Source organism: Candidatus Streptomyces philanthi, from assembly GCF_059553635.1.
On the sequence record NZ_JCANQV010000005.1, the window covers coordinates 20,172 to 43,893 of the forward strand.

The following is a 23,722-nucleotide window of genomic DNA, read 5'->3' on the forward strand; positions in this document are numbered from 1 at the left end:
GCCACCCCGGACGATCGCTACTTAGCTTAGCCTAAGCTAAGTTCGTGCTTACCGGATCGCCACCCTCCTCCGGCTGGGTCCGCAGACTGTCCGCTGCGTGCCGCCGCCACCCCCTGCTCCTGACCGCCGTCCTCCTCAGCTCCGTCCTCGGCACCGGTCTCGAAGCCCTCGGCCCGCTGGTCGCCGGGCTCGCCGTGGACGACGCGGTCGCCGGGGACACCGACTCCCTCGCCCCGCTCGCCGCCCTGCTCGCCGCCCTGGCCCTGGTCCAGTTCGGCGCCGAGTTCACCCGCCGCTTCGCCGCCGGGAAGCTCGCGCTAGCCGTCCAGCACCGCCTGCGGACCCAGGTCTTCGAGGCCGTCCAGCACTACGACGGCGTCAAACAGGACGCCCTGCGCACCGGCCAGATCGTCTCCCGCGCCAACAGCGACCTCCAGCAGGTCCAGGTCATGCTGGGCATGCTGCCCATCCCCATCGGCGTCACCGCCCTGTTCCTGGCCGCCACGGGCGCCATGCTCTGGCTCTCCGCGCCGCTGACGCTGATCGCGCTCGCCGTCGTCCCGGCCCTCGCGTTCACCGCCGCCCGCAGCCGCGCCCGGCTCGTCCCCGCGACCCGCGACGCCCAGGCGCGGGCCGCCGCCGTCGCCGAACACGTCGAGGAGACCGTCACCGGCGTCCGCGTGGTGAAGGGTTTCGGCCAGGAGGAGCGCGAGGTGGACCGGCTCGCCGGGGCCGCCCGCCGCCTGTTCTCCCGCCGCGTCGACGTCGCCCGCCTCCAGGCCCTCGCCACCGCGACCATGGCGGCCCTGCCCGCCGCCGGCCAGGTCGGGGTGCTGGCGCTCGGCGGCTGGCTGGCGCTGCGCGGCAGCATCGGCATCGGCACCTTCCTCACCTTCGCCGGCTACCTCACCCTCCTCGCCGGCCCCGCCAAGCTGCTCGCCAACTTCACCGTCACCGCCCAGCAGGCCAGGGCCGCCGCCGAACGCGTCAACGAACTCATCGACGCCCGGCCCGACATCACCGACGCGCCCGGTGCCCGGCCGATCGCCGGCGGCCCCCTGGAGATCGAGCTGCGCGGCGTCACCTTCGGGTACACGCCCACCGACACCGTCCTCGACGAGGTGTCACTGACCGTACGGGCCGGGGAGACCCTCGCCGTCGTCGGCCCGCCCGGCTCCGGCAAGTCCACCGTCTCGCTGCTCCTCGCCCGCTTCTACGACCCCAGGACCGGCACCGTCCGCATCGGCCCGCCCGGAGCCCCCGACGACGTCCGCGACCTCACCCTCGCCTCCCTGCGCTCCACCGTCGGCACCGTCTTCGAGGACCCCTTCCTCTTCTCCTGCTCCGTCCGCGACAACATCGCCTACGGACGCCCCGACGCCACCGACGACGAGGTCCGCGCCGCCGCCGAGGCCGCCGGCGCCCACGACTTCATCGCGGCGCTGCCCGACGGCTACGCCACCGAGGTCGGCGAACGCGGCCTCGGCCTGTCCGGCGGCCAGCGCCAGCGCATCGCCCTCGCCCGCGCCCTGCTGCCCGCCCCGCGCGTCCTGGTCCTCGACGACGCGACCTCCGCCGTCGACCCGGCGACCGAGGCCGCCATCCGCGACACCCTCCGCGACCTCACCCGGGACCGCACCACCGTCCTCATCGCCCACCGCCGTACCACCCTCGCCCTCGCCGACCGGATCGCCGTCCTCGACGGCGGACGCCTCGCCGACATCGGCACCGAGGAGGAACTCACCGCCCGCTGCCCCCTCTTCCGCGAACTCCTCGCCGGCGCCAGCGGCTCCCTCGACGAACGCACCACCCCCGCCCCGGCCACCGCCGAGGGCATCACCCCCGACCTGTGGCCGGCGCCCCCCGCCGCCACCGAGCCCCCGGCCGACGCCGTCCCCGGCCACGACCCGGAACTCGACCCCGGCCGGCTGCGCGCCCCCGACCCGAAGATCTCCCTGCGCCGCCTGCTGCGCCCCGTACGCCTCCCGCTGCTGCTCGGGCTCGGCCTCCTGGCCGTCGACACCGCCGCCGGTGTCGCCCTGCCGCTGCTCGTCCGGCGCGGCCTCGACGACGGCGTCGGCGGCCACGACGGCACCGTCCTGGCCGTCGCCGCCGTCCTCGCCGCCCTGGCCGTCGCCCTCGCCTGGACCGCCTCCCTCCTCCAGGGCCGCATCACCCGCCGGGCCGGCGAACGCGTCCTGTACGGCCTGCGGATACGGTCCTACGCCCACCTCCAGCGCCTCGGCCTGGACTTCTACGAGCGCGAGCGCGGCGGCGCCGTCATGACCCGCGTCGTCAACGACATCGACGCCCTCGCCGCCTTCCTCCAGACCGGCCTGCTCACCTCCGTCGCGTCGCTGGCGACGGTGACCGGCGCGGTCTGCGCGATGATCGCCGTGCATCCGCCGCTGGCGCTCGCCGCCCTCGCGCTGATGCCCCTCGTGGTGATCGCCACCGCCGTGTTCTGGCGGCTGTCCTCCGCCGCCTACGACGAGGCCAGGCGCCGCATCGGCGAGGTCAACTCCAGCCTCCAGGAGAACGTCAGCGGACTGCGGACCGCCCAGGCCCACGTCCGGGAGGAGGGCACCGCCCGCGACTTCGACCGGCTCTCCGACGCCTACCGCGCCAGCCGGCTGCGCGCCCAGCGCTACGCCTCGGTCTACTTCCCCTCGATCAACCTGTGCGCCGAACTGTCCCGGGCCCTGGTCCTGCTGGTGGGCGCGGGCAGCGTCGCCTCCGGCGACCTCAGCCCCGGCGTCCTGGTCGCCTTCATGCTCTACCTCGGCATGTTCTTCGCCCCGATCCAGCAACTCTCCATGGCGTTCGACAGCTACCAGCAGGCCGCCGTCGGCCTGCGCAGGACCGTACAGCTGCTGCGCCTGGCCCCGTCCGTCCCGGAGAACCCCGACCCCGCCCCGCTGCCCGCGCGGCTGGCCGGCGCCGTCGAACTGCGGGACGTCACCCACACCTACCCGGGCGCCCCCGCCCCCTCGCTGCGCGGCGTCAGCCTGCGCGTCGCGCCGGGCGAGACCGTCGCCCTGGTCGGCACGACCGGCGCGGGCAAGTCCACCGTGGTCAAACTGCTCGCCCGGTTCTACGACCCCGGGCAGGGCACCGTCCTCGTCGACGGCACCGACCTGCGCCACTGGCCCGCTTCCGGCTACCGGCGGCTGCTCGGCTACGTCCCTCAGGAAGCCCATCTGTTCACCGGCGACATCGCCGACAACATCCGCTACGGACGCCCCGACGCCACCGACGCCGAGGTGGAGGCCGCCGCCCGCGCGGTCGGCGCGCTCGACGCCGTCGCCGCCCTCCCCCACGGCTTCCGCCAGCCCGTCGGCGAACGCGGGCAGGCGCTCTCCGCGGGCCTGCGCCAGCTGATCGCCCTGGCCCGCGCCGAACTCGTCGACCCCGCGCTGCTGCTGCTCGACGAGGCCACCGCCGCCCTCGACCCGGCCACCGAACGCGCCGTCGCCCGCGCCACCGCAAGCACCGCGGCCCGGCGCACCACCGTCGTCGTCGCCCACCGGCTGGCGACCGCGGCACGCGCCGACCGCGTCGTGGTCCTCGACGGCGGACGGATCGCCGAGGAGGGCACCCACGACGACCTGCTCGCCGCCGACGGCGCCTACGCCCGGCTGTGGCGGCACTACTCCCCCGACGCCGGCCTCCCCGAGGCCGCGCCCGCACCCCGTGAACCAGCAGAGGTGAAGCACCCATGAAGGCACTCGTCCTGGCCGGCGGAACGGGCAGCAGGCTGCGGCCGATCACCCACACCTCGGCCAAGCAGCTCGTCCCCGTCGCCAACAAGCCGGTGCTGTTCTACGGCATCGAGTCCCTGGTCGCCGCCGGGATCACCGACATCGGCATCGTCACCGGCGACACCGCCCCGGAGATCGAGGCCGCCGTCGGCGACGGCTCCCGCTTCGGCGCCCGCGTCACCTACCTCCCGCAGGACCGACCCCTCGGCCTCGCGCACGCCGTACTGATCGCCCGGGACTGGCTCGGCGACGACGACTTCGTGATGTACCTCGGCGACAACTTCCTCGTCGGCGGCATCACCGAACTCGTCGCGGGCTTCCGGGAGCGGCGGCCCGACGCCGGCATCCTGCTGACCAAGGTCGCCGACCCCAGCGCCTTCGGCGTCGCCGAACTCGACACCGAGGGACGCGTCGTCCGCCTGGTGGAGAAGCCCGCCGCCCCCCGCAGCGACCTCGCGCTCGTCGGCGTCTACCTCTTCACCCCCGCCGTCCACGCCGCCGTCCGCGCGATACGCCCCTCCGCACGCGGCGAACTGGAGATCACCGACGCCCTCCAGTGGCTGATCGAGCGGGGGCACACCGTCACCCCCGCCGTCGTCGGCGGCTACTGGAAGGACACCGGCAACGTCACCGACATGCTGGAGGTCAACCGCACCGTCCTGGAGGGCCTCGACCCGGTCCGGGACGGCACGGTGGACCCGGCCAGCGAACTCATCGGCCGCGTCCGCGTCGAGGAGGGCGCCCGGATCATCCGCTCCCGGATCGTCGGCCCCGCCGTCATCGGGCGCGGCAGCGTCGTCCGCGACTCCTACGTCGGCCCGTCGACGTCGGTGGCGGACGACTGCGAGATCACCGGCAGCGAGGTGGAGTTCTCCATCGTCCTCACCGGCTCCCGCATCACCTACGCCGGCCGCATCGAACGGTCGCTGATCGGCCGGGACGTCCAGGTCTCCGGGGCGCAACGGGCGCCGCGCGCCCACCGCCTGGTCCTCGGCGACCACAGCCGCGTGCAGATCACCAGCTGACCGGCGCGGCCCCGCTCCCCCATCCCCAACGAAGGCCCCACATGCGCATCCTCGTCACCGGCGGCGCCGGATTCATCGGCTCGCACTTCGTCCGGACCCTGCTGGGCCCGGACGGACCCGGCGCACCGCTCGCGGTCACCGTCCTCGACGCCCTCACCTACGCCGGGAACCCGGCCAACCTCGCGCCCGTGCTCGACCACCCCTGCCTGGACTTCGTGCACGGCGACATCCGCGACCGCGAACTGGTCGAGGCGCTGCTGCGCCACCACGACGCGGTGGTGCACTTCGCCGCCGAGTCCCACGTCGACCGCTCCATCCGCTCCGGAACCGACTTCGCCTCCACCAACGTCCTCGGCACCCAGACCCTGCTGGAGGCGGCCGCAGCCCAGGGCGTCGGGCGGTTCGTGCACGTCTCGACGGACGAGGTGTACGGCTCGATCGCCACCGGCTCGTGGACCGAGTCCCAGCCGCTGGCCCCCAACTCCCCCTACGCCGCCAGCAAGGCCGGCTCCGACCTGCTGGCCCTCGCCTACCACCGCACCCACGGCCTCGACGTCCGCGTCACCCGCTGCTCCAACAACTACGGGCCCCACCAGCACCCGGAGAAGGTCATCCCGCTGTTCACCACCCGGCTGCTGGACGGGAAACGGGTCCCGCTCTACGGCGACGGCCACAACGTCCGCGACTGGCTGCACGTCGACGACCACTGCCGCGCCCTGCGCCTCGTCCTCGACGGCGGCCGCCCCGGCGAGGTCTACCACATCGGCGGCGGCACCGAACTCACCAACCGCGCCCTGACCGAGCGGCTCCTCGACGCCTGCGGCGCCACCTGGGACAGCGTCGAGCACGTCCCCGACCGCAAGGGCCACGACCTGCGCTACAGCGTCGACTGGACGAAGATCCGCGACGAACTCGGCTACCGGCCCCGGCACTCCTTCGACGAGGGCCTGGCCGAGACCGTCGACTGGTACCGCACGCACCGGGACCGGTGGGCGCGATGAGCGGCTGGCTGATCACCGGCGCCGACGGCATGCTGGGCCGCGAGGTCCGCACCGTCCTGCGCGCCGCCGGCGAGCGCGTCCTGCCCCTCGCCCGTACCGACCTCGACCTCACCGACACCGAAGCGGTCGACCGGGCCCTGCGCCGGGTACGCCCCCACGCCGTCGTCAACTGCGCCGCCTGGACCGACGTCGACGGCGCCGAGACCGCGCCCGACCGGGCCTGGGCCGTCAACGCCGACGCGGTCCGCACCCTGGCCCGCGCCTGCGCCGCCGTCCGCGCCCGGATGCTCCATGTCTCCACCGACTACGTCTTCCCCGGCGACGCGACCGAGCCCTACCCGGAGGACGCGCCGACCGGCCCCCGCTCGGTCTACGGCCGCAGCAAGCTGGCCGGGGAGCACGCGGTGCGCGAGGAGCTGCCGGAGCTGGGCACGGTGGTCCGCACCGCCTGGCTCTACGCCGGGCACGGCCGCGACTTCGTCACCACCATGGCGCGCAAGGCCGCCGAGGGCACGCCCGTACGCGTCGTCGACGACCAGAGGGGCCAGCCCACCTGGGCCCGCGATGTCGCCGAACGGCTGCGGGACCTGGGCCGGCTGCCCGCCGCGCGGGCCCGGGGCGTCTTCCACGCCACCTCCGCCGGACACACCACCTGGTACGGGCTGGCCCGCGAGGTCTACCGGCTGGCCGGTGCCGACCCCGGCCTCGTCGGCCGGCAGAGCACCGCGGAGCTGGGGCGGCCCGCGCCGCGGCCGTCGTTCAGCGTGCTGGGGCACGCCCGCTGGGCCGGGGCCGGCCTGGCGCCGCCCCGGCCCTGGGAGCACGCGCTCGCCGAGGCGTTCGGCGCCCTCGCCCCGCCGGTGCCCGTGCCCTGCCACGCGGCGGCGGGCCGTACCGATTCCGAAGGAGAGCTGTGATGGAGCCGCTGGGCATAGAAGGGGCCTGGGTGCGCCGCCCGGCCGTGCACCGCGACGAGCGGGGCAGTTTCCACGAGTGGTTCCGCGCGGACGAGTTCCGCGCCGCCGCCGGGCGGGGGCCCGTCCTCGCCCAGGCGAACTGCTCGGTCTCCCGGGCCGGCACCGTGCGCGGCATCCACGTCAGCGAGGTGCCGCCCGGCCAGGCGAAGTACGTCACCTGCGTGCGCGGCGAGGTCCTGGACGTCGTCGTCGATCTGCGGGTGGGCTCACCGACCTACCGCGCCTGGGAGGCCGTCCGCCTCTCCCCCGGCGACGGCACCGCCGTCTACCTCTCCGAGGGCCTGGGGCACGCGTTCTGCGCCCTCACCGACGACGCGACCGTGGTCTATCTGTGCTCCACCGGCTACCGGCCGCGGCGCGAACACGGTGTGCACCCCCTCGACCCCGACCTCGCCATCGACTGGCCGGCCGGCCTCGTCCCGCTGCTGTCCGCCAAGGACCGGGCGGCGCCCACCCTGCGCGAGGCAGAACGGCTGGGCATCCTGCCGTCGTACGAGGACTGTGTGGCGTACCGCGCCGCCATGGCGGGCACAGGAGGCACCGGATGACGGCCGCCACCGGAACCCCCGGCACGCTGCCCGCCGCCACGGGCGCCTCCCGGCGCGCCGCCCTGCGCACCGCGGGGCTGCTCGCCGGGGTGGTGCTGCTCGTCGTGGTGGCGGCGGCGAGCATCTCCGTCGGCACCCAGCACCTCTCGCCGCACGACGTGTGGACGGGTCTGTTCGAGCCGACCGGTACGAAGAACGACGCCATCGTGCGGCAGCTGCGGCTGCCGCGCACCCTGCTCGGCATCGGTGTCGGCGCGGCGCTGGGCCTGGCCGGCGCGGTGATGCAGACCCTGACCCGCAACCCGCTGGCCGACCCCGGGCTGCTGGGGGTGAACGCGGGCGCCTCCGCGGCCGTCGTCACCGCGATCGGCCTGTTCGGGGTGGTGTCCTTCGACGTCTACCTGTGGTGCGCCCTCGCCGGGGCGGCCGCCGCGGCGGTGCTGGTCACCGTGCTCGGCGGCAGCCGGACCGCGACGCCGGTACGGCTGGCGCTGGCCGGTACGGCGGTGAACGCGGCGCTGTTCGGCTATGTCAACGGGCTGCAACTGGTCGACCTGGGCACCATGGAGACCATGCGTCACTGGTCGGTGGGCACCCTCGCCGGCCGGGACGCCGGGCTGCTGCTGCGGGCGCTGCCCGTCCTGCTGGTCGGCACGGCCCTGGCGTTCGCGCTGTCCCGGCCGCTCGGCGCGATGACGCTGGGCGACGACACCGCCCGCTCGCTGGGCGCCCGGGTGGGGACGACGCGAGTGCTCGCCATCGTCGCCCTCACCCTGCTGTGCGGCGCGGCGACCGCGCTGTGCGGCCCGATCGGTTTCGTCGGTCTGATGATCCCGCACGCGGTCCGCGCCTTCACCGGCCCCGACCCGCGCTGGCTGTTCCCGGCCTGCGCCCTGTACGCGCCGGTGCTGCTGCTCGCCTCCGACATCGTCGGCCGTGTCGTGGTACCGCCCTCGGAGCTGGAGGTGGGCATCGTCACCGCCTTCTTCGGTGGTCTCCTCTTCCTCCATCTGGTCCGGCAGCGGAAGGTCGTACAGCTTTGAGCACGGTCAAGGAGCCGGTCGTGGGCCGGAGTCATCTCCGTACCCCCGCCGGGTGGTCGGTGCGGTTCGACCGGCGGGTGTTGCTGGTGTGTGCGGTGCTGGCGGTGCTGGGGGGTGTGGTGGGGGTGCTCGCCCTCGGCAGCGGGCGGTTCGCGCTCGGGCCGTGGGAGGTGGTGCGCACGCTCGCCGGCCAGGGGCCGCCGGGGGCCGGTTTCGTCGTGCTCGACCTGCGGTTGCCGCGGGTGCTCGACGGGCTGCTCGTCGGCTTCGCGCTGGGGCTGGCGGGCGCGGTGTTCCAGTCGCTGACCCGTAATCCGCTGGGCAGCCCGGACATCATCGGCTTCGGCAACGGCGCGTCGGTCGGGGCGCTGATCGCCATCATCGTGCTGGACTCCGGCGCGGCGCAGACGGCGCTGGGCGCGGTGGCCGGGGGGCTGGCGACGGCGGCCGCGGTGTATCTGCTGGCGTGGAAGCGGGGGGTGCAGGGCTACCGGCTGGTGCTGGTGGGCATCGGCGCCTCGGCGGTGCTGGGCGCGGTGACGAGCTTCCTGTACGTCAGGTCGGACATCGGCAAGGCGGCGCAGGCCGCGGTGTGGATGATCGGTTCGCTCAACGGCCGTGGCTGGGGCGAGGTCACGACGGCAGCGCTGGGCCTGGCGGTGCTGGTCCCGGTGGTCCTGGTGTACGCGCGGCGGCTGGCGCTGCTGGAGATGGGCGACGACACCGCCGCCGCGCTCGGGGTGCGGCCGGAGCGCAGCCGGCTGGTGCTGCTCGCGGCGGGTACGGGGCTGACGGCGATGGCGGTGGCCGCGGCGGGTCCGATCCCGTTCGTGGCGCTGGCGGCGCCGCAGCTCGCCGCGCGGGTGACCCGCAGCGCGGGCCCGAACCTGCTGCCCGCGGCGTGGATGGGCGCGCTGCTGGTGGCGGGTGCCGACTGGGCGACGCAGCGGATCTCGGACTCCGCGATCCTTCCGGTGGGTGTGATCACCGGTGTGGCGGGCGGGGTGTATCTGGCCTGGCTGCTGTTGCGGGAGCGCCGGTCGGGACGGCTGTGACGGCCGTCCCGGTACGACGAGCGGGTCCGGCCCGGCCTCCCCGGCCGGTCCGGACCCGCTCTCCTTTTCACGGCCCGCTCAGCCGGCGTGCTCCGCGTAGGCCAGGCAGTCGTCGTACGACGCCGGGCCGTGGCAGCGCTCCCAGCCGTCGGGGACGGCGAGGTGGGCGGGCCACAGTGACCGTTCCCGGCGCGCGTTGGCGAGGACGAGATGGGTGGGTTCGTCCGAGCCGGTGGGGTCGAAGGGTGAGGTCCGGGTCATCCGTCGAGCTCCTTCAGCCGTGCGGCGAGCACGTCGGCGATCTCGTCGATGTGGGGCGGGCGGGGCATCTGCGGGTGCAGGCAGTCGATGTCGTACCGCCGCACCGTGCCGCTGACGTACGGTTCCCAGGCCCGGGGGGTGAGCCAGTCCTCGGCGCGGGGCGCGGCGGCGGTGAAGAAGAGGAGGTCGCCGTCGTGGACGCGGTGCCGGTGGGTGCGCATCAGGCGGGCGTTGTTGAGGACGATGTCGACGACGGCGGACAGCGTCTTGTCGGAGAGTCCGGCCAGTGCGCTGCCCTCGCGTCGCAGGGTGGTGAGCACGTCCTCGCGGGTGAGTTCGCCCCCGCGCTCGAAGCCGGCCATCCGCAGCAGGGCGGTGAGGGCGTCGGTCTCGTCCGGTACGGCCTGGTCGCGCCACTGGTCGGACGGGTAGGCGTCGAGCAGGGCGAGAAGCTCGACGCGTTCGCCGGCCTCCTGGAGGAGGACCGCGGCGGTGTGCGCGACGACGCCGCCGACGGACCAGCCCAGCAGCCGGTAGGGGCCGTGGGGTTGTACCTCGCGCAGCCGCCGGACGTAGTCGGCGGCCATCTCCTCCATGGTGGCGGGCAGATCCCCCGTGCCGTCGAGGCCGCGGGCCTGGAGGCCGTAGACGGGCTGAGCGGCGTCGAGCCGGGAGAGCAGCCCGGAGTAGCACCAGCTGATGCCGCCCGCCGGGTGGAAGACGAACAGCGGGGTGCGCTCGCCCCGGGTGCGCAGCGGCAGCAGGACGTCGAGGGCGTCGTGGGCGCCGTCCGTGCCCCGGCCGAGGGCCGCGGCGAGCGCGGCGGGGGTCGGGGAGCGGAAGAGGGTGCCGATGGTCAGGTCGCAGCCGAGTGCCTCGCGGACGCGGGTGACGAGTCCGGCGGCGAGCAGGGAGCTGCCGCCGAGGTCGAAGAAGGCGTCGTCGACGCCGACGGACGGGAGTCCGAGGGTGTCGGCGAAGAGGCGGGTGAGGGTCTCCTCGTGGGGGGTGGCCGGTGCGCGTCCGCCTCCGGAGGCGGTGGCGGGCGCGGGCAGCGCGGCGCGGTCCAGCTTGCCGTTGGGGGTGAGGGGGAAGGCGCCGAGGACGACGACGGCGGACGGCACCATGTGCTCGGGCAGGACGCCGGCGAGCCGCTGCCGCAGCGCGGCGGGCTCGGGCGCGGCGCCGTCGGCGGGGGTGAGGTAGGCGACGAGGCGCTGGTCGCCGGGCCGGTCCTCGCGGACGAGGACGCAGGCCGCCGACACGTCCGGGAGGTCCGTCAGCGCGGCCTCGATCTCGCCGGGCTCGATGCGCTGGCCGCGGAGTTTGACCTGGTGGTCGGTGCGGCCGAGGTAGTCGAGCTGTCCGTCGGGCCGCCAGCGGGCGAGGTCGCCGGTGCGGTACATCCGGGTGCCGGGCGGGCCGAAGGGGTCGGCGACGAAGCGGGAGGCGGTGAGGCCGGGGCGTCCGAGGTAGGCGGAGGCGAGTTGGGCGCCGGCGAGGAAGAGTTCGCCGGGGACGCCGGGCGGGCAGGGCCGCAGCGCGGCGTCGAGGACGTGGAGGCGGGTGTTCCACACGGGTCGGCCGATCGGCACGGGGCCGTCGTCGTCCGAGTGGCAGGTGTGGTGGGTGACGTCGACGGCGGCCTCGGTGGGGCCGTAGAGGTTGTGCAGCGGGACGCCGGGCAGCGTGCGGGCCCATTCCCGCACGGCCTCGCGGGGCAGTGCCTCGCCGGAGCAGAAGACCTGCCGCAGTCCGGTGCACCGTGCCGCCTCGGGTTCGGCGAGGAAGACCCGCAGCATCGAGGGGACGAAGTGACAGGTGGTGATGGCCTGTTGGCGGATGAGTTGTGCGAGGTAGGACGGGTCCTTGTGGCCGCCGGGGTCGGCGACGACGAGGGTGGCGCCCTCACGCAGCGCCCAGAAGAACTCCCACACGGACACGTCGAAGCCCGACGGCGTCTTCTGGAGGACCCGGTCGCCGGGCGCCAGCGGATAGGTGTCCTGCATCCAGCGCAGCCGGTTGTCGATCGCGGAGTGCGGTACGACCACGCCCTTGGGGCGGCCGGTGGAGCCGGAGGTGTAGATCACGTACGCGGGGTGGTGCGGCGTCAGCGCGCGCGGCGGGGTGGTGCCGGGCAGCGCCGACAGGTCGAGCCCTTCGAGGACGACCCGGGGCACGGCGGCGTCCGCCAGCCGGCCGGGGACGTCGGTGACCACGCAGACCGGACGCGCGTCTTCCACCATGGACGCCAGCCGCGCGTCCGGGTGGTCGGGGTCGAGCGGCAGATAGGCGCCGCCGGCCTTCAGGACGGCGAGCAGCGCGACGACCAGGTCCGCCGACCGGGGCAGGCAGACGGCGGCGATACGGCCGGGGCCCACGCCCTGGGCGGCCAGGTGCCGGGCGAGGCGGTTGGCGCGGGCGGACAGCTGGGCGTAGCTGAGGGTTTCGGTGCCGTGGACCAGCGCCGGCGCGTGGGGGGTGCGTACGGCCTGGGCCTCGATGGGCCCGATGAGGGTGGTGGGGGGCAGGGCGCGGGCGGTGCGGTTGAACTCCTCGGTGACCAGTGCGCGTTCGGCGTCGGTGGCGAGGGCGTGCGCGGCCAGCGGCAGCTGGGGGTCGGCGTGGGCGACCCGGTCGAGGAGGTCGAGGAAGCGGTGCTGGTGGGCGGCGAGTTCGCGGGCGTCGTAGAGGGCGGGGTTGCCGTCGTGGTCGACGCGCAGTCCGGTGCCGTCGCCGCGGTCGTAGATGTTGACGGTGAGGTCGTCGACGGGCCCGGTGGAGAGGTTGCGGGCGGTGGCGGGGGCGCCGGCGAACTCCAGGGCGTAGTCGAACGGCATCACATTGACGAGGGGTCCGACGAGCGGCCGGCCCTCGCCGAGGAGACCGAGGTCGCGGCGGATGTCCTCGTAGCGGTAGCGCTGGTGGCGCCGGGCGGCGCGGATGCCGAGGACGACCTGCCGGGTGAGGGCGGCGAAGGTGGCGTCGGGGGTGACGGTGAGCCGCAGCGGCAGCACGTTCATCACCATGCCGGGGATGCGCAGCGCGGCGGAGCCCATCCGGCCCATCATGGGCAGGCCGAGCACCACCTCGGTGGTGTCGGTCGCGCGGGCGAGGTACAGGGCCTGTGCGGCGACGAGGACTTCGGCCCAGGTGGCGCGGACCGACCGCGCGAGTGCGGTGAGCCGGTCGGTGAGGCCGGTGCCGATGTGGACGGTGCTGCGGACGAAGGAGGGCGAGGGCAGGGCCCCGCGGCCGGCCAGGGTGGGGGCCTCGGGCCGGTCGGCGAACGTGGTGTTCCAGTGGGCGCGGTCGGCGGTGTACGCGTCGGACGCGCGGTAGGCGGCGTCCTCGGCGGCCAGGTCGGTGAGGTGTCCGAACGGCGAGGGGCCGGGGTCGCCGCCCGCGGCGAGCGCGCTGTAGGTCGCGGCGACGCGGCGGGCGACCATGGAGTGGCCGAACCCGTCCAGGGCGATGTGGTGCACCCGCTGGTACCACAGCCAGCGTTCCTCGCCGACCTGGAAGAGGGCGTGCCGGTGCAACGGCCCGGTGGCGAGGTCGAAGGGCCGGGCGAGATCGTCGCGCATCCAGGCGTGGGCGTCGCCGTCGGGGTCGTCCCGGTCGAGGAGGACGGCCGTGTGGGGGGCCGGTGGCGCGTCGTCCAGCGGGAACTGCCGGGGCCCGTCGGGGGTGTCGGCGATGCGGACGCGCAGGGCGTCGGTCTCGGCGACGGTACGGCGCAGGGCCTCGGCGAAGAGGGCCGCGTCCAGCGGGCCGTGGATCTCGACGCACTCCGCGGTGTTCTGCGCGGGGCTTTCCGGGTCGAGGGCCTGGGCGTACCACATGCCGGTCTGCGCGGAGGTCAGCGGCAGTCCCGCGGCCGGGACGGTGTCCTGCGCCGGGGTGGCGGGGGCGAGGGGGGCGGTGGTCATGCCGTGGCCCCCAGCAGTGGCGCCCACGCCTCGACGGCGGGGCTTTCGGCGAGGTCGGCGAAGGTCACCTCGACGCCGTGGTCGCGCCGCCAGAGGGAGATCAGGCTCATGATGCGGATGGAGTCGAGGCCGTAGTCGACGAGGTTCTCGTCGACGGGGATGTCGTCGGGCTCCTCGCCGAGGGCGTCGGCGATGTCCTCGCGTATCCGCTGCACCGTCAGCGCCATGTCGTCAGTTCCCTTCCACGCGCGGCAGGAGCGCGTCGGTGGTGGTGACCGCCGCGCAGTTGCGGGCCGCCCAGCGCAGGGCGCGGTGGTGGTCGTCCTCGGAGAAGTCGGCGACCGCGTCGGCGACGAGGAACGCCCGCAGGTCGCGCATCCAGGCGTCGCAGGCGGTGGACTGCACGCCGATGTGGGCGTAGACGCCGGTGATGACGAGCTGGTCGCGGCCCTGTTCGCGCATCAGCTCGTCGAGGTCGGTGCGGACGAAGGCGCTGTACTTCCACTTGGTCAGTACGGTGTCGCCGTCCCGCGGCGCGACCTGGGGCGCGATGGCGGCGGCCTCGGGGTCGTCGGGCAGTCCGGGGCCCCAGAAGTCCTGTTGGAGTCCGCGCTGTCCGGGCGTCTGGCCGCCGGGCTGGGCGGAGTAGACGACGGGGACGCCGGCCGCGCGGCACGCCCCGGTCAGCCGGGCGACGTTGGCGAGGAGCGTGTCGAGGGGGGCCGCGCCGGGGGTGAAGGCGCGCAGGAAGTAGTTCTGGAGGTCGTGCACGAGCAGGACCGCCCGGCCGGGGTCGACGTCCCAGTCGACGCGGTTGTCCGGCAGCGCGTCCGGGGCGGGCATGGGGTAGGGGGCGATGGCGGGCAGCGCCATGGGGAACCTTTCACGAGGGGAGGGTGCGCGGGCGCGCGGGACGGGGCGGGGCGGCGGGTCAGACCCGCAGCGTCGCGCCTCCGTCGACGTACAGCTCTTGCATGGTGATGTGGCGGGCGCGGTCCGAGACGAGGAAGGCGACCGCCTCGGCGATGTCGCGGGGGTCGGCGATCCTGCCGAGGGGGATGCCGACGCGGTAGGCGCCGAGGTCGCCTTCGAGGATCCGGTCGCGGTCCTGCGGCGAGGACCACATGCCGCGCTGCATGTCGGTGTCGGTGGAGCCGGGGGACACCACGTTGCACCGCACTCCGCTGCGGGCGAGTTCGAGGCCGAGGCACTTGGTGAAGTGCGCGGCGGCGGCCTTGGACGCGGCGTAGGCGCCCATGCCGACGCGGGGGACGCCGGCCGCGTTGGAGGCCACCGTGACGATGCTGCCGCCGCCGCGGGCGGCCATGCGGCGGGCCACGGCGCGGGAGAGGCGGAAGACGCCGGTGGTGTTGACGGCGAAGGTCTCGTCCCAGTCCTCGTCGGTGAGATCGACGACGGGCGCGGTGCGCAGCACACCGGCGACGTTGACGAGGGTGTCGAGGGGGCCGACGGCGCGTTCCGCCTCAGCGACCAGCGCGTCGACCGCGGCACGGTCGGTGACGTCGGTGGGGCGGGCGGTGATCCGGCCGTCCGATCCGGCCGCCAGCGCGGCCACCGCGTCCGCGTCCCGGTCGACCGCGATCACCCGGGCCCCCTGCCCGGCGAGGAGCCGTGCCACGGCCTCCCCTATCCCGCGCCCGGCCCCGGTGACCAGCGCCGTCCTCCCGGTAAGTTCCGTCTCCCGCACGCATACCCCTCAATCCGTCACGACTTAGGCAAGGCTAACCTAACAGGTATCGGGCGGGGGTCGGTAGCCACCGGCGCCCCACCAGGCCCCACGAGGCATACGGAACTGACGCGACCTCACCACATCGCGGGCGGAGGCGAATACGGGCGGGCCACCAGGGACCGCACACCATTCCACCCGGCGGGATTAGCGCCACCAGCCACCCCAGGGGTCGCACATTCCGCGCGACAACGGTTCGAGCGGCCGGGGAATTCCTGATGGCTTTGCCTGAGTAAATGCTTTGGGAATGCAAGTTCCTTACGCCGGAACGTGAACAAGGTGACGGTTCGCCACTACGCCACCGCACACGGTGCACCACACCCCTCACCACCCCGCTCCAACGGACCGAAAAATGGGCTTCCCCGCAGGTCGGAGCGGTACATGACAGAAAGCTACGCGGCCGCACGATGCGTCAGCCCGTACGGCATGCAGGTGATTCAAGAAAAGTCGTCAAATTCTCGCGTTGCAGCCCTTCTCGGCTTGTGTATCCCGGTACGGAGCATGACGATGGATTGCAGAGGAAACCACGAAAGAAGGTTTGATCATGTCATTCCTCGGACGTTTCATCTCCTTCGCAGACCGCGGTGGCGGCGGCCACGGCGGTGGACACGGTGGTCACGGTGGTCACGGCGGCCACGGCGGACGCGGTCACGGCGGCTACGGACGCGGACACGGCCGCGGGCGCGGCTATGACCACGGCTACGGGCGCGGCGGATACCGCAGGCACGGACGCGGCCGCGACGATTGGCGCTAGCGCGATCGGCAGCGTGCCGACCGTTTCCCCGATGCGAGAGCGGGCCGGGCCTTGTGCCCGGCCTCGCTGTTTCCGGGCGGCGGACCGACCGGCACGGAGTGACGCTCGCGGACGGGCGATTGGCGTGAGATGACCAGAAGACGCACCCTGCGCTCACTTCTGGGCGGCATGCTCGGCGTCGCCGGCAACTCCGGCGGGCTGGTGGCCGCCGCACCCCCGGTTCCCCTCCGCGACATCTTCCGGAGGTTCTGGCCCTACACCCGTGGCGGGCGCCGCTGGATGGTGCTCCTGCTGGTCCTGGTACTGCTCGGCCCGGTGGTCGAGGGCGCGGAGATCTGGCTGTTCAAGATCGTGATCGACGACATGCTCGTCCCCCGCCGCTTCGACCTCTTCCTCCCGATCGCCGCGGCCTTCGCCGGACTGGCACTGCTCTCGGGAGTGCTCTCCTTCGCCGACGAGGTGACGTCGGGCTGGGTGAGCGAACGCTTCCTCCTCACCCTGCGCTCGGACGTCTTCCGGCACATCCAGCGCCTCTCCCTGGGCTTCTTCGAACGGCGGCGGCTCGGTGACCTCCTGGCCCGGATCACCGGGGACGTCGACGCCATCGAGACGTTCCTGCTCTCCGGGGTCATCGGCGTGATCGGCGAGATCGCCCGCCTCTTTATCTATCTCGGCCTGCTGTTCTTCCTCAGCTGGGACCTCACCCTCGCCGCGCTGGTCATGGCCCCCCTGTTCTGGTTGACCGCGCGGCGCTTCGCGCGCCTGATCCAGGCGGCCTCGCGGGAGCGCCGCCAGCGCGCCGGCTCGATCACCGCGGTCACCGAGGAGACGTTCGGCAACATCGCGCTCGTCCAGGCGTACAACCGGCAGGAGTGGGAGCACACCCGCTTCCGCCGGGAGACCGTCGGCCGCTACCACGCGGCGATGGCCTCGACCCGTATCGGGGCGCTGTACGACCCGGCCGTCGACCTGGTCGAGGTCGCGGGCGGCCTGGTGGTGATGGGCCTGGGCGCCTGGGAGCTGAGCAACGGGCGGCTCTCACTGGGCGGACTGATGGTGTTCCTGGGCCTGCTGAGCAGGCTGTTCGCCCCGATCCAGGGGATCTCGGGACTCGGCAACATCTTCTTCTCGGCCTCCGCGGCCGGAGAACGGATCATCGAACTCCTCGACCAGCGCCCTCAGGTCGCCGATCCCGCGACCCCGCGCCCGCTGGGGCGCGCCCGGGGCGCCGTCACGTTCGACAAGGTCTCCTTCCACTACCCGGACGTCGAGACACCGGCGCTGTCGCAGGTGTCGTTCACGGCGGCCCCGGGAGAGACCCTGGCGCTGGTCGGGGCCAGCGGGGCGGGCAAGTCGACCGTCTCCAAGCTGCTGCTCCGCTTCTACGACCCGTCGTCCGGATCGGTGCGGCTCGACGGCGTCGACCTGCGCGACCTCGCCCTCGACGAGCTGCGGGAGAACGTCGCCGTGGTGCTCCAGGAGACGCTGGTCTTCCACGGCACGGTCCGCGAGAACATCGCGTACGGGCGTCCGGAGGCCGGTGAGGCGGAGATCCGCGCCGCGGCCCGCGCGGCGGACGCCCACGATTTCATCAGCGCCCTGCCCGACGGCTACGACACCGTGGTGGGCCAGCGCGGCCGGCTGCTCTCCGGCGGCCAGCGCCAGCGCCTCGCCATCGCCCGCGCGATGATCCGGGACGCCCCCGTCCTCATCCTGGACGAGCCGACCACCGGCCTCGACGCCGAATCGAGCCGCCGGGTCCTGGAGCCCCTGCGCCTGCTGATGTCCGGACGCACCACGATCATCATCTCCCACAACCTGCTCACGGTCCGCGACGCCGACCAGATCGTCCTGCTCGACCAGGGTCGCTGTGTCGCCCGCGGCACCCATGACGAGCTGCTCGCCCACAACCCGGCCTACGCCCGCCTCCACCGGCTGCACCGGCCACCGGGCGAATCGGCGGGAGTCCGCTCGTAGCGCGGTCGGGGGCGGTCGGCGCGAAGCCCGGGAGGGGCCTCCGGGGTGTCCGTGCGGGCCGGCCCCTCGTCTCATCCTCACGGCGACGACGGAACGGGAGCCGGGACGGCCAGGTCACAGCGGCTTCCGGGCCGTTGGAACACATCGAGCGCCAGATACCGAAACAGACAAAAGACTTAAACGCTCTTTCGGTCCGCTTTCACCTCATTCTAGGATGAACCTCGATCATGATCATCATGGGTGGACGCGCTCCCGCCTGCCCGGATCCGGGGCGTACGCACCCATCGACTGCGAGGTGAGCCAGATGCCCGGCCTTGCTGCACCGGCCGTGACCGGCACGGTCGTCGCCGGCCCCCCTGCGCCCGCCCGGAACGGCGGGCGCGTACCGCCGCCCCTCCCCCGTCCCCTCAGGAAGCAGGTCACACGATGACGGCAGCCCCCACCTTCGTCGACATACCCCTCGACACCTGTACATGCCCCGGATGCCGGCTCCAGCGCACCGAGGACACCGGCTGCCGCGGCGTACGGGGCCGCGACATCGCCGCCGTGGCGACCCTGACCGGGGCCACGCTGCTGGGCGGTGCGGGAGCCTCGTTCGCGGCCACCGCGACGCCCGCCCCGGCCCACAGCACCACCACGTCCCCCATCACCGCCTCCCCCGCGTCCGTCCCGGCCGTCCCCGCCGCGGCCACCAGGGCCGCGAACCCGCAGGGCGACCCGGGGCCGCTGCACGGCCGCCGGCAGTTGGCGCGGACGGCGGGCCACGACCTGTCGCTGACGCGCCAGCAGATCCTCGCCCGCGCCCAGACCTGGGTGGACGCCCGGGTGCCGTACGTCTGGAACGGCTACTGGTCGGACGGCTACCGGCAGGACTGCTCCGGCTTCATCTCCATGGCCTGGGGCCTGTCCGGCAACCACTGGACCGGCGACATCCACCAGTACGGCGTCCGGATCTCCAAGAGCCAGCTCCAGCCCGGCGACATGCTGCTCTACCACAACCCGGCGAACCCCGAGAAGGGCTCGCACGTGGTGCTCTTCGCCGGCTGGGCCGACAGCGCCCGCACCCGGTACGTGGTGATGGAGGAGGCCGGCGGCCTCGGGGCGGTCAAGCGGACCCTCCCCTACGCGTACACCTCCAACTCCGCCAAGTACGTCCCCTACCGCTACAAGAACGTGGTCACCTCCGGCGGTGAGGGCGGCAACACCGGAGGCGGCGGCAACGCGTTCCCGGGCGCGTCGTCCTTCGGCCCAGGCGCCCACAACGCGAACGTCACCAAGCTCGGGCAGATGCTGGTCAAGCGCGGTGCCGGGAAGTTCTACTCGCAGGGTCCGGGCCCCCGGTGGTCCGACTCCGACCGCAAGGCCACCCAGGCGTTCCAGAAGGCCCAGGGCTGGTCCGGGGCGGAGGCCGACGGCATCCCCGGCCCGGCCACCTGGCGCTACCTGGTCGACGGCACGGGCAAGAACGTCGGCGGCTCGTCCGGCGGCTCCGGCGGCACGTCCGGCGGCGGCTCGGGCAGCGGCCAGTCCACGGCGTTCCCCGGTAAGCAGTACTTCCGCCCCGGCGCGAACAACGCCCATGTCTCCCGGCTCGGGAAGCAACTGGTGAAGAAGGGCTTCGGCAAGCACTACTCCCAGGGCCCCGGCCCCCGCTGGAGCGAGTCCGACCGCCGCAACGTCGAGGCGTTCCAACGGTCCCAGGGCTGGCGCGGCGCCGACGCCGACGGCTACCCCGGCCCGGAAACCTGGAAGCGCCTCTTCCGCTGACCACCCGCGTGGTGCCCGGCGGGCCTGCCCCGGCCCGCCGGGCACCGCACCGCCCCCGCGCGGCTTCGCCTGCCGTTGACCGGCCCCCGCTGACCGCGCGTTGGGCCGGTGCGGAGCCGGACGGTGTCCCGGGAGAAGCGTCTGGCACACTGTGCGCACCAACCCCAGGCGGTGCAGGACAGGAAACCGGTGTGAATCCGGTGCGGTCCCGCCACTGTGACCGGGAGCCCCGCGGCCCCGGGAGCCAGACACTGACGTGCCGCCTTCTCCGTACGACCAGGGGAACGAGGACTTCCCCAGGAGAGGCAGAACGTCATGTCCGGACCCCGGGCCGCGCTGCGCGCGCTGCTCCCGTTCCTCCTGGTGCTCCCGGTGGCCGCCTGCGGCGCGCCGGAGCAGGGCGCGAAGGGTGGGCGGAGCACGACGGAAGGGTTCCCGTACACGGTCACCAACTGCGGTGAGCGGACCACGTTCACCCAGCCGCCCCACCGTGCCGTCACCATGAACCAGCACGCCACCGAGATCCTGCTCGCCCTCGGGCTGCGCGACCGGATCGCCGGCACCGCGTACCTGGACGACAAGATCCTCCCGGAGTACCGGTCCGCGTACGCGGGGCTGAAGGTGCTCGCCGGCAAGTACCCGTCCAAGGAGGTCCTCCTGGGCGCGAACCCGGACTTCGTCTACGGCGGCTACACCAGCGCCTTCGACAAGGGCGCCGGACTCGACCGCGCCACGCTGCGGAAGACCGGCATCGCCACCCGGCTGAACGTCGAGAACTGCGCCGAGGGCCCGGTCGGCACGGAGCAACTGGCCACCGAGATACGCCAGGTCGCGCGCACCTTCGGCGTCCCGGAGCGGGGCGAGAGGCTGGTCGCGCGGCTCCAGGGGAGGATCGACGCGGTGACCAAGCGCCTCAAGGGCGTGCACCGGCCCTCGGTCCTCGTGTACGACTCCGGCGACAGCAGCGCGTTCACCGCGGGCGGCCGGGGCATCGGCAACCAGATCATCACCCTGGCGGGCGGCCGGAACGTCTTCGGCGACATCGGGAAGGTCTTCTCCGCCGTCTCCTGGGAGAAGGTCATCGACCGCGGGCCCGAGGTCATCGTGATCTACGACTACGGCGGGACGAGCGTCGAGGCGAAGAAGAAGCGTCTGCTGAACGACCCGGCGCTCGCCGACGTCCCGGCGATCAGGAACAAGCGGTTCGCGGTGCTCCCGCTGTCCTCCGCCGTCCTCGGCGTCCGCGTCGCCGACGCCGTCGAGGACCTGGCCGCGCAGCTCCACCCGCGTTCCGCATGAGGCCCCCGCTCCCCGCGGCGGCCCGCTTCCCGCTGGTGCTGACGGGCCTCGTGGTGCTGCTGGCCGCCTCGGCGGTCGCCGGGCTGGCCATCGGCCAGGTGCGGATACCGCCGGCGGACGTCGTCCGGGTCCTGTTCGACGGGCCGCACACCGGCGCCTACGCGTCGATCGTGTGGGACGTGCGGCTGCCGAGGGTGCTGCTCGCCGTGGTGGTCGGCGCGGGACTGGCCGTGACGGGAACGGTACTCCAGGCGCTGGTCCGCAACGCGCTGGCCGACCCGTTCCTGGTGGGCGCGTCGTCCGGGGCGTCGGCCGGCGCGGTCACGGTGCTCGTCCTGGGCGTCGGCGGCGCGGTGGCCACGACGTTCCTGGTGCCGCTGGCCGCGTTCGCGGGTTCGCTGGTGGCGCTGGTGGCCGTCTACGCGATGGCGCGGCGCGGCGGCACCATGACGACGGGCCGGCTGGTCCTCGCGGGGGTGGCCGTCCAGTACATCCTCTCCGCCTTCACCAGTCTCGTCCTCGTCGTGTCGGCGGAGTCGGAGCAGCTGCGGGCGGTGATGTTCTGGACCCTCGGCGGGCTCGGCGCGGCCCGCTGGGACGAACTCCTCGTCCCGGCCGTCGTCCTCGTGGCGGGGGTGGCGCTGCTGATGGCGCTGGCGCGGCCCCTCGATCTGCTCCTGGCCGGGGAGGAGGGGGCCCGCACGCTCGGGCTGGACGCGGGACGCTTCCGCTCCCGGGTGTTCGTGCTGGTCTCCCTGGTGGTGGGGGTGCTGGTGGCGTGCAGCGGCTCGATCGGCTTCGTGGGGCTGATGGTGCCGCACGCGGCCCGGATGGCCGTCGGCTCCGGGCACCGCCGACTGCTGCCGGTGGCCGCGCTCGGCGGCGCCGTCTTCCTGCTGCTCGCCGACCTTGTCGCCCGTACCGCGGCGGCGCCGCAGGAGATCCCGGTCGGTGTCGTCACCGCGCTGGCGGGCGGCCCCTTCTTCCTGTGGCTGCTGCGCCGTTCGACGAAGGAGGTACGGGCATGAGCGCCGGGGAGACGCCCCCGGTCGGCCTCGTCACCCAGGACGTGCGCTACGAGGCCGGCGGCCGGGAGCTGCTGAGCGGGGTGTCCCTCGACGTGCGCCCCGGGGAGACCGCGGGCCTGGTCGGCCCCAACGGCAGCGGGAAGACGACGTTCCTGCGCTGTGTGTACGGGGCGCTGCGCCCCCGCTCGGGCCGGATACTGCTGGACGGTGAGGACGCGGCGGCGCTCGGGGTGAAGGAGCGGGCCCGCCGGATCGCGGTGGTGCCGCAGGACGCGACCGTGGTGTCGGGGCTCAGTGTGCACGAGGTGGTGGCGATGGGCCGCAGCCCGCACAAGCGGTTCTGGGAGCAGGACGGCCCCGACGACGTACGGCGGGTGACCGGGGCGCTGGAGCGCGTGGGGGTCGGCGGTCTCCGGCAGCGCCCGTTCGAGGAGTTGTCCGGCGGTGAGCGGCAGCGTGCCCTGCTGGCCCGCGCCCTGGTGCAGGAACCCGGACTGCTCGCCCTGGACGAGCCCACCAACCACCTCGACGTCCGCTACCAGCTGGAACTCCTCTCCCTCGTCCGCGCGTTGCCCGTCACCAGCCTCCTGGTGCTGCACGACCTCAATCTCGCCGCCGCCTACTGCGACCGGCTGCACGTCCTGGACTCCGGCCGCGTCATCGCCTCCGGCCCGCCCGGGGAGGTCCTCACGGAGGATCTGCTGCACGAGGTGTACGGGGTGCGCACCCGCGTCGCGCCGCACCCCGTCACCGGTACCCCGCACGTCTACTACCTGCCGCCGTCATGACGGCCGGGGGGACGGAGGAGGTGTGGCGGCCCGGCGCCCACGGCCGCCGCTGGGACGTCGCGGCGGGCGCGCCGCCCGAGGCGGAGGCGGACGCCTGGCTGCCGGCCGAGCGGCTGCACGACGCCGGGTCGGCGGAGCTCACGGTGCTACTGGAGGCCGAACGGCGCGGCAGCGGCCATACGACCCCGCATGCCACGGCCCTGACGGTGGCGGCCGTCTACGCGGGCCGGGTCACGGCGGCGGCGGTGCTGCACTGGGCCCTGCACGACCGGGTGCCGGACATGCGGGCCGCCAATGTGCTGGTCCGCCCGGGTGCCCACGGCATCGCCGGGGTGCGGGTCCGCGTCCCGAGGCTGCTGCCCGAGGGTTCGGGCGCCTCCGTCGATCTGCTGTGCCGTACCGTCCTCGACGGTCATCTGCTGCCCCTGACCGGGGCGTTGCGCACCCGCACCCGCGCGGGCCTGCGCCAGCTGAGGGGCGGTGTCGCGCACGGCTGCGCCACCGCCCTGGGCGCCTCGGACGCCGACCCGTCTCTTCTGTCCCGCCGCTGGGACCTGTTCGCCGCACGGTCGGGGCTGGCGCCGCTCGGCGAACTCGTCCCCGTACGCCGCCGCGACGGCACCACCCGCCTCGCCTACCTCCGCCGCACCTGCTGCCTCTTCTACACGAGCGCGGAGGCGGTCCGCTGCGCCAGCTGCTGCCTGACGGCACGCGAGGAACGCCTCCGGGCGTACGCGGCCCGCTGAGCGCGGGCACGGC

At 74.0% G+C, this 23,722-nt stretch carries 18 protein-coding genes and 1 riboswitch; of the genes, 13 read left to right on the top strand and 5 right to left on the bottom strand.

Features of this window, described 5'->3' with window-relative positions:
- Nucleotides 1-44: 44 nt before the first annotated feature.
- Genes AC51EU_RS01735 through AC51EU_RS01765 form a run of 7 tightly spaced genes read left to right on the top strand, consistent with a single transcriptional unit; the run spans nucleotide 45 to nucleotide 9,410 of the window.
- A complete protein-coding gene (locus AC51EU_RS01735; RefSeq protein ID WP_496264789.1) occupies nucleotides 45-3,722 on the top strand; it encodes an ABC transporter ATP-binding protein in 3,678 nt (1,225 codons plus the stop codon).
- Complete coding sequence (locus AC51EU_RS01740; RefSeq protein ID WP_496264790.1) at nucleotides 3,719-4,786, top strand: glucose-1-phosphate thymidylyltransferase; 1,068 nt, start codon at nucleotides 3,719-3,721, stop codon at nucleotides 4,784-4,786. The genes AC51EU_RS01735 and AC51EU_RS01740 overlap by 4 nt, the downstream gene beginning before the upstream one ends.
- A 41-nt stretch (nucleotides 4,787-4,827) precedes the next feature.
- Nucleotides 4,828-5,787 carry a dTDP-glucose 4,6-dehydratase gene (gene rfbB / locus AC51EU_RS01745; protein WP_496264791.1) on the top strand — a complete coding sequence of 320 codons (960 nt, stop codon included), beginning with the start codon at nucleotides 4,828-4,830 and terminating at the stop codon, nucleotides 5,785-5,787.
- Nucleotides 5,784-6,704 (top strand): dTDP-4-dehydrorhamnose reductase, encoded by a 921-nt coding sequence (rfbD, locus tag AC51EU_RS01750; RefSeq protein WP_496264792.1) that lies wholly within the window; start codon nucleotides 5,784-5,786, stop codon nucleotides 6,702-6,704. The genes rfbB and rfbD overlap by 4 nt, the downstream gene beginning before the upstream one ends.
- Nucleotides 6,704-7,312, top strand: a complete 609-nt coding sequence (locus tag AC51EU_RS01755) for a dTDP-4-dehydrorhamnose 3,5-epimerase family protein (RefSeq protein ID WP_496264793.1) — start codon at nucleotides 6,704-6,706, stop codon at nucleotides 7,310-7,312. Before rfbD ends, AC51EU_RS01755 begins: the two co-directional genes overlap by 1 nt.
- Nucleotides 7,309-8,355, top strand: coding sequence for a FecCD family ABC transporter permease (locus AC51EU_RS01760; RefSeq protein ID WP_496264794.1), 1,047 nt, complete (start codon nucleotides 7,309-7,311; stop codon nucleotides 8,353-8,355). The genes AC51EU_RS01755 and AC51EU_RS01760 overlap by 4 nt, the downstream gene beginning before the upstream one ends.
- 20 nt (nucleotides 8,356-8,375) lie before the next feature.
- The gene (locus AC51EU_RS01765) at nucleotides 8,376-9,410 is read left to right on the top strand and encodes a FecCD family ABC transporter permease (protein WP_496264795.1); all 1,035 of its coding nucleotides are present in this window, start codon (nucleotides 8,376-8,378) and stop codon (nucleotides 9,408-9,410) included.
- Nucleotides 9,411-9,488: 78 nt separating this feature from the next.
- Here the strand turns inward: AC51EU_RS01765 and AC51EU_RS01770 are convergent, their stop codons facing one another.
- Genes AC51EU_RS01770 through AC51EU_RS01790 form a run of 5 tightly spaced genes read right to left on the bottom strand, consistent with a single transcriptional unit; the run spans nucleotide 9,489 to nucleotide 15,311 of the window.
- Nucleotides 9,489-9,671, bottom strand: coding sequence for an MbtH family NRPS accessory protein (locus AC51EU_RS01770; RefSeq protein ID WP_496264796.1), 183 nt, complete (start codon nucleotides 9,669-9,671; stop codon nucleotides 9,489-9,491).
- Nucleotides 9,668-13,603, bottom strand: a complete 3,936-nt coding sequence (locus AC51EU_RS01775; protein WP_496264797.1) for an amino acid adenylation domain-containing protein — start codon at nucleotides 13,601-13,603, stop codon at nucleotides 9,668-9,670. The genes AC51EU_RS01770 and AC51EU_RS01775 overlap by 4 nt, the downstream gene beginning before the upstream one ends.
- Nucleotides 13,600-13,830, bottom strand: a complete 231-nt coding sequence (locus AC51EU_RS01780) for a phosphopantetheine-binding protein (protein ID WP_496264798.1) — start codon at nucleotides 13,828-13,830, stop codon at nucleotides 13,600-13,602. Before AC51EU_RS01780 ends, AC51EU_RS01775 begins: the two co-directional genes overlap by 4 nt.
- 4 nt (nucleotides 13,831-13,834) lie before the next feature.
- Nucleotides 13,835-14,476: an isochorismatase family protein gene (locus AC51EU_RS01785; protein ID WP_496264799.1), complete on the bottom strand. Its 642-nt coding sequence runs from the start codon at nucleotides 14,474-14,476 to the stop codon at nucleotides 13,835-13,837.
- Between the two features lie 58 nt (nucleotides 14,477-14,534).
- Nucleotides 14,535-15,311, bottom strand: coding sequence for a 2,3-dihydro-2,3-dihydroxybenzoate dehydrogenase (locus AC51EU_RS01790; RefSeq protein ID WP_496264800.1), 777 nt, complete (start codon nucleotides 15,309-15,311; stop codon nucleotides 14,535-14,537).
- 922 nt (nucleotides 15,312-16,233) lie between these two features.
- Here AC51EU_RS01790 and AC51EU_RS01795 point away from each other — a divergent pair.
- From AC51EU_RS01795 to AC51EU_RS01820, 6 genes are all read left to right on the top strand, one after another.
- The gene (locus tag AC51EU_RS01795) at nucleotides 16,234-18,081 is read left to right on the top strand and encodes an ABC transporter ATP-binding protein (protein WP_496264801.1); all 1,848 of its coding nucleotides are present in this window, start codon (nucleotides 16,234-16,236) and stop codon (nucleotides 18,079-18,081) included.
- A gap of 426 nt (nucleotides 18,082-18,507) precedes the next feature.
- Nucleotides 18,508-19,848 carry a peptidoglycan-binding protein gene (locus tag AC51EU_RS01800; RefSeq protein WP_496264802.1) on the top strand — a complete coding sequence of 447 codons (1,341 nt, stop codon included), beginning with the start codon at nucleotides 18,508-18,510 and terminating at the stop codon, nucleotides 19,846-19,848.
- Nucleotides 19,849-19,984: 136 nt separating this feature from the next.
- Nucleotides 19,985-20,122, top strand: a riboswitch (cobalamin riboswitch).
- Nucleotides 20,123-20,163: 41 nt separating this feature from the next.
- Nucleotides 20,164-21,147: an ABC transporter substrate-binding protein gene (locus AC51EU_RS01805; protein ID WP_496264803.1), complete on the top strand. Its 984-nt coding sequence runs from the start codon at nucleotides 20,164-20,166 to the stop codon at nucleotides 21,145-21,147.
- Entirely contained in the window at nucleotides 21,144-22,175 is a 1,032-nt protein-coding gene (locus tag AC51EU_RS01810; protein WP_496264804.1) for a FecCD family ABC transporter permease, read from the top strand. Before AC51EU_RS01805 ends, AC51EU_RS01810 begins: the two co-directional genes overlap by 4 nt.
- Nucleotides 22,172-22,963: an ABC transporter ATP-binding protein gene (locus tag AC51EU_RS01815; protein WP_496264805.1), complete on the top strand. Its 792-nt coding sequence runs from the start codon at nucleotides 22,172-22,174 to the stop codon at nucleotides 22,961-22,963. Before AC51EU_RS01810 ends, AC51EU_RS01815 begins: the two co-directional genes overlap by 4 nt.
- Nucleotides 22,960-23,709, top strand: a complete 750-nt coding sequence (locus AC51EU_RS01820; protein WP_496264806.1) for a (2Fe-2S)-binding protein — start codon at nucleotides 22,960-22,962, stop codon at nucleotides 23,707-23,709. The genes AC51EU_RS01815 and AC51EU_RS01820 overlap by 4 nt, the downstream gene beginning before the upstream one ends.
- Nucleotides 23,710-23,722: the final 13 nt, after the last annotated feature.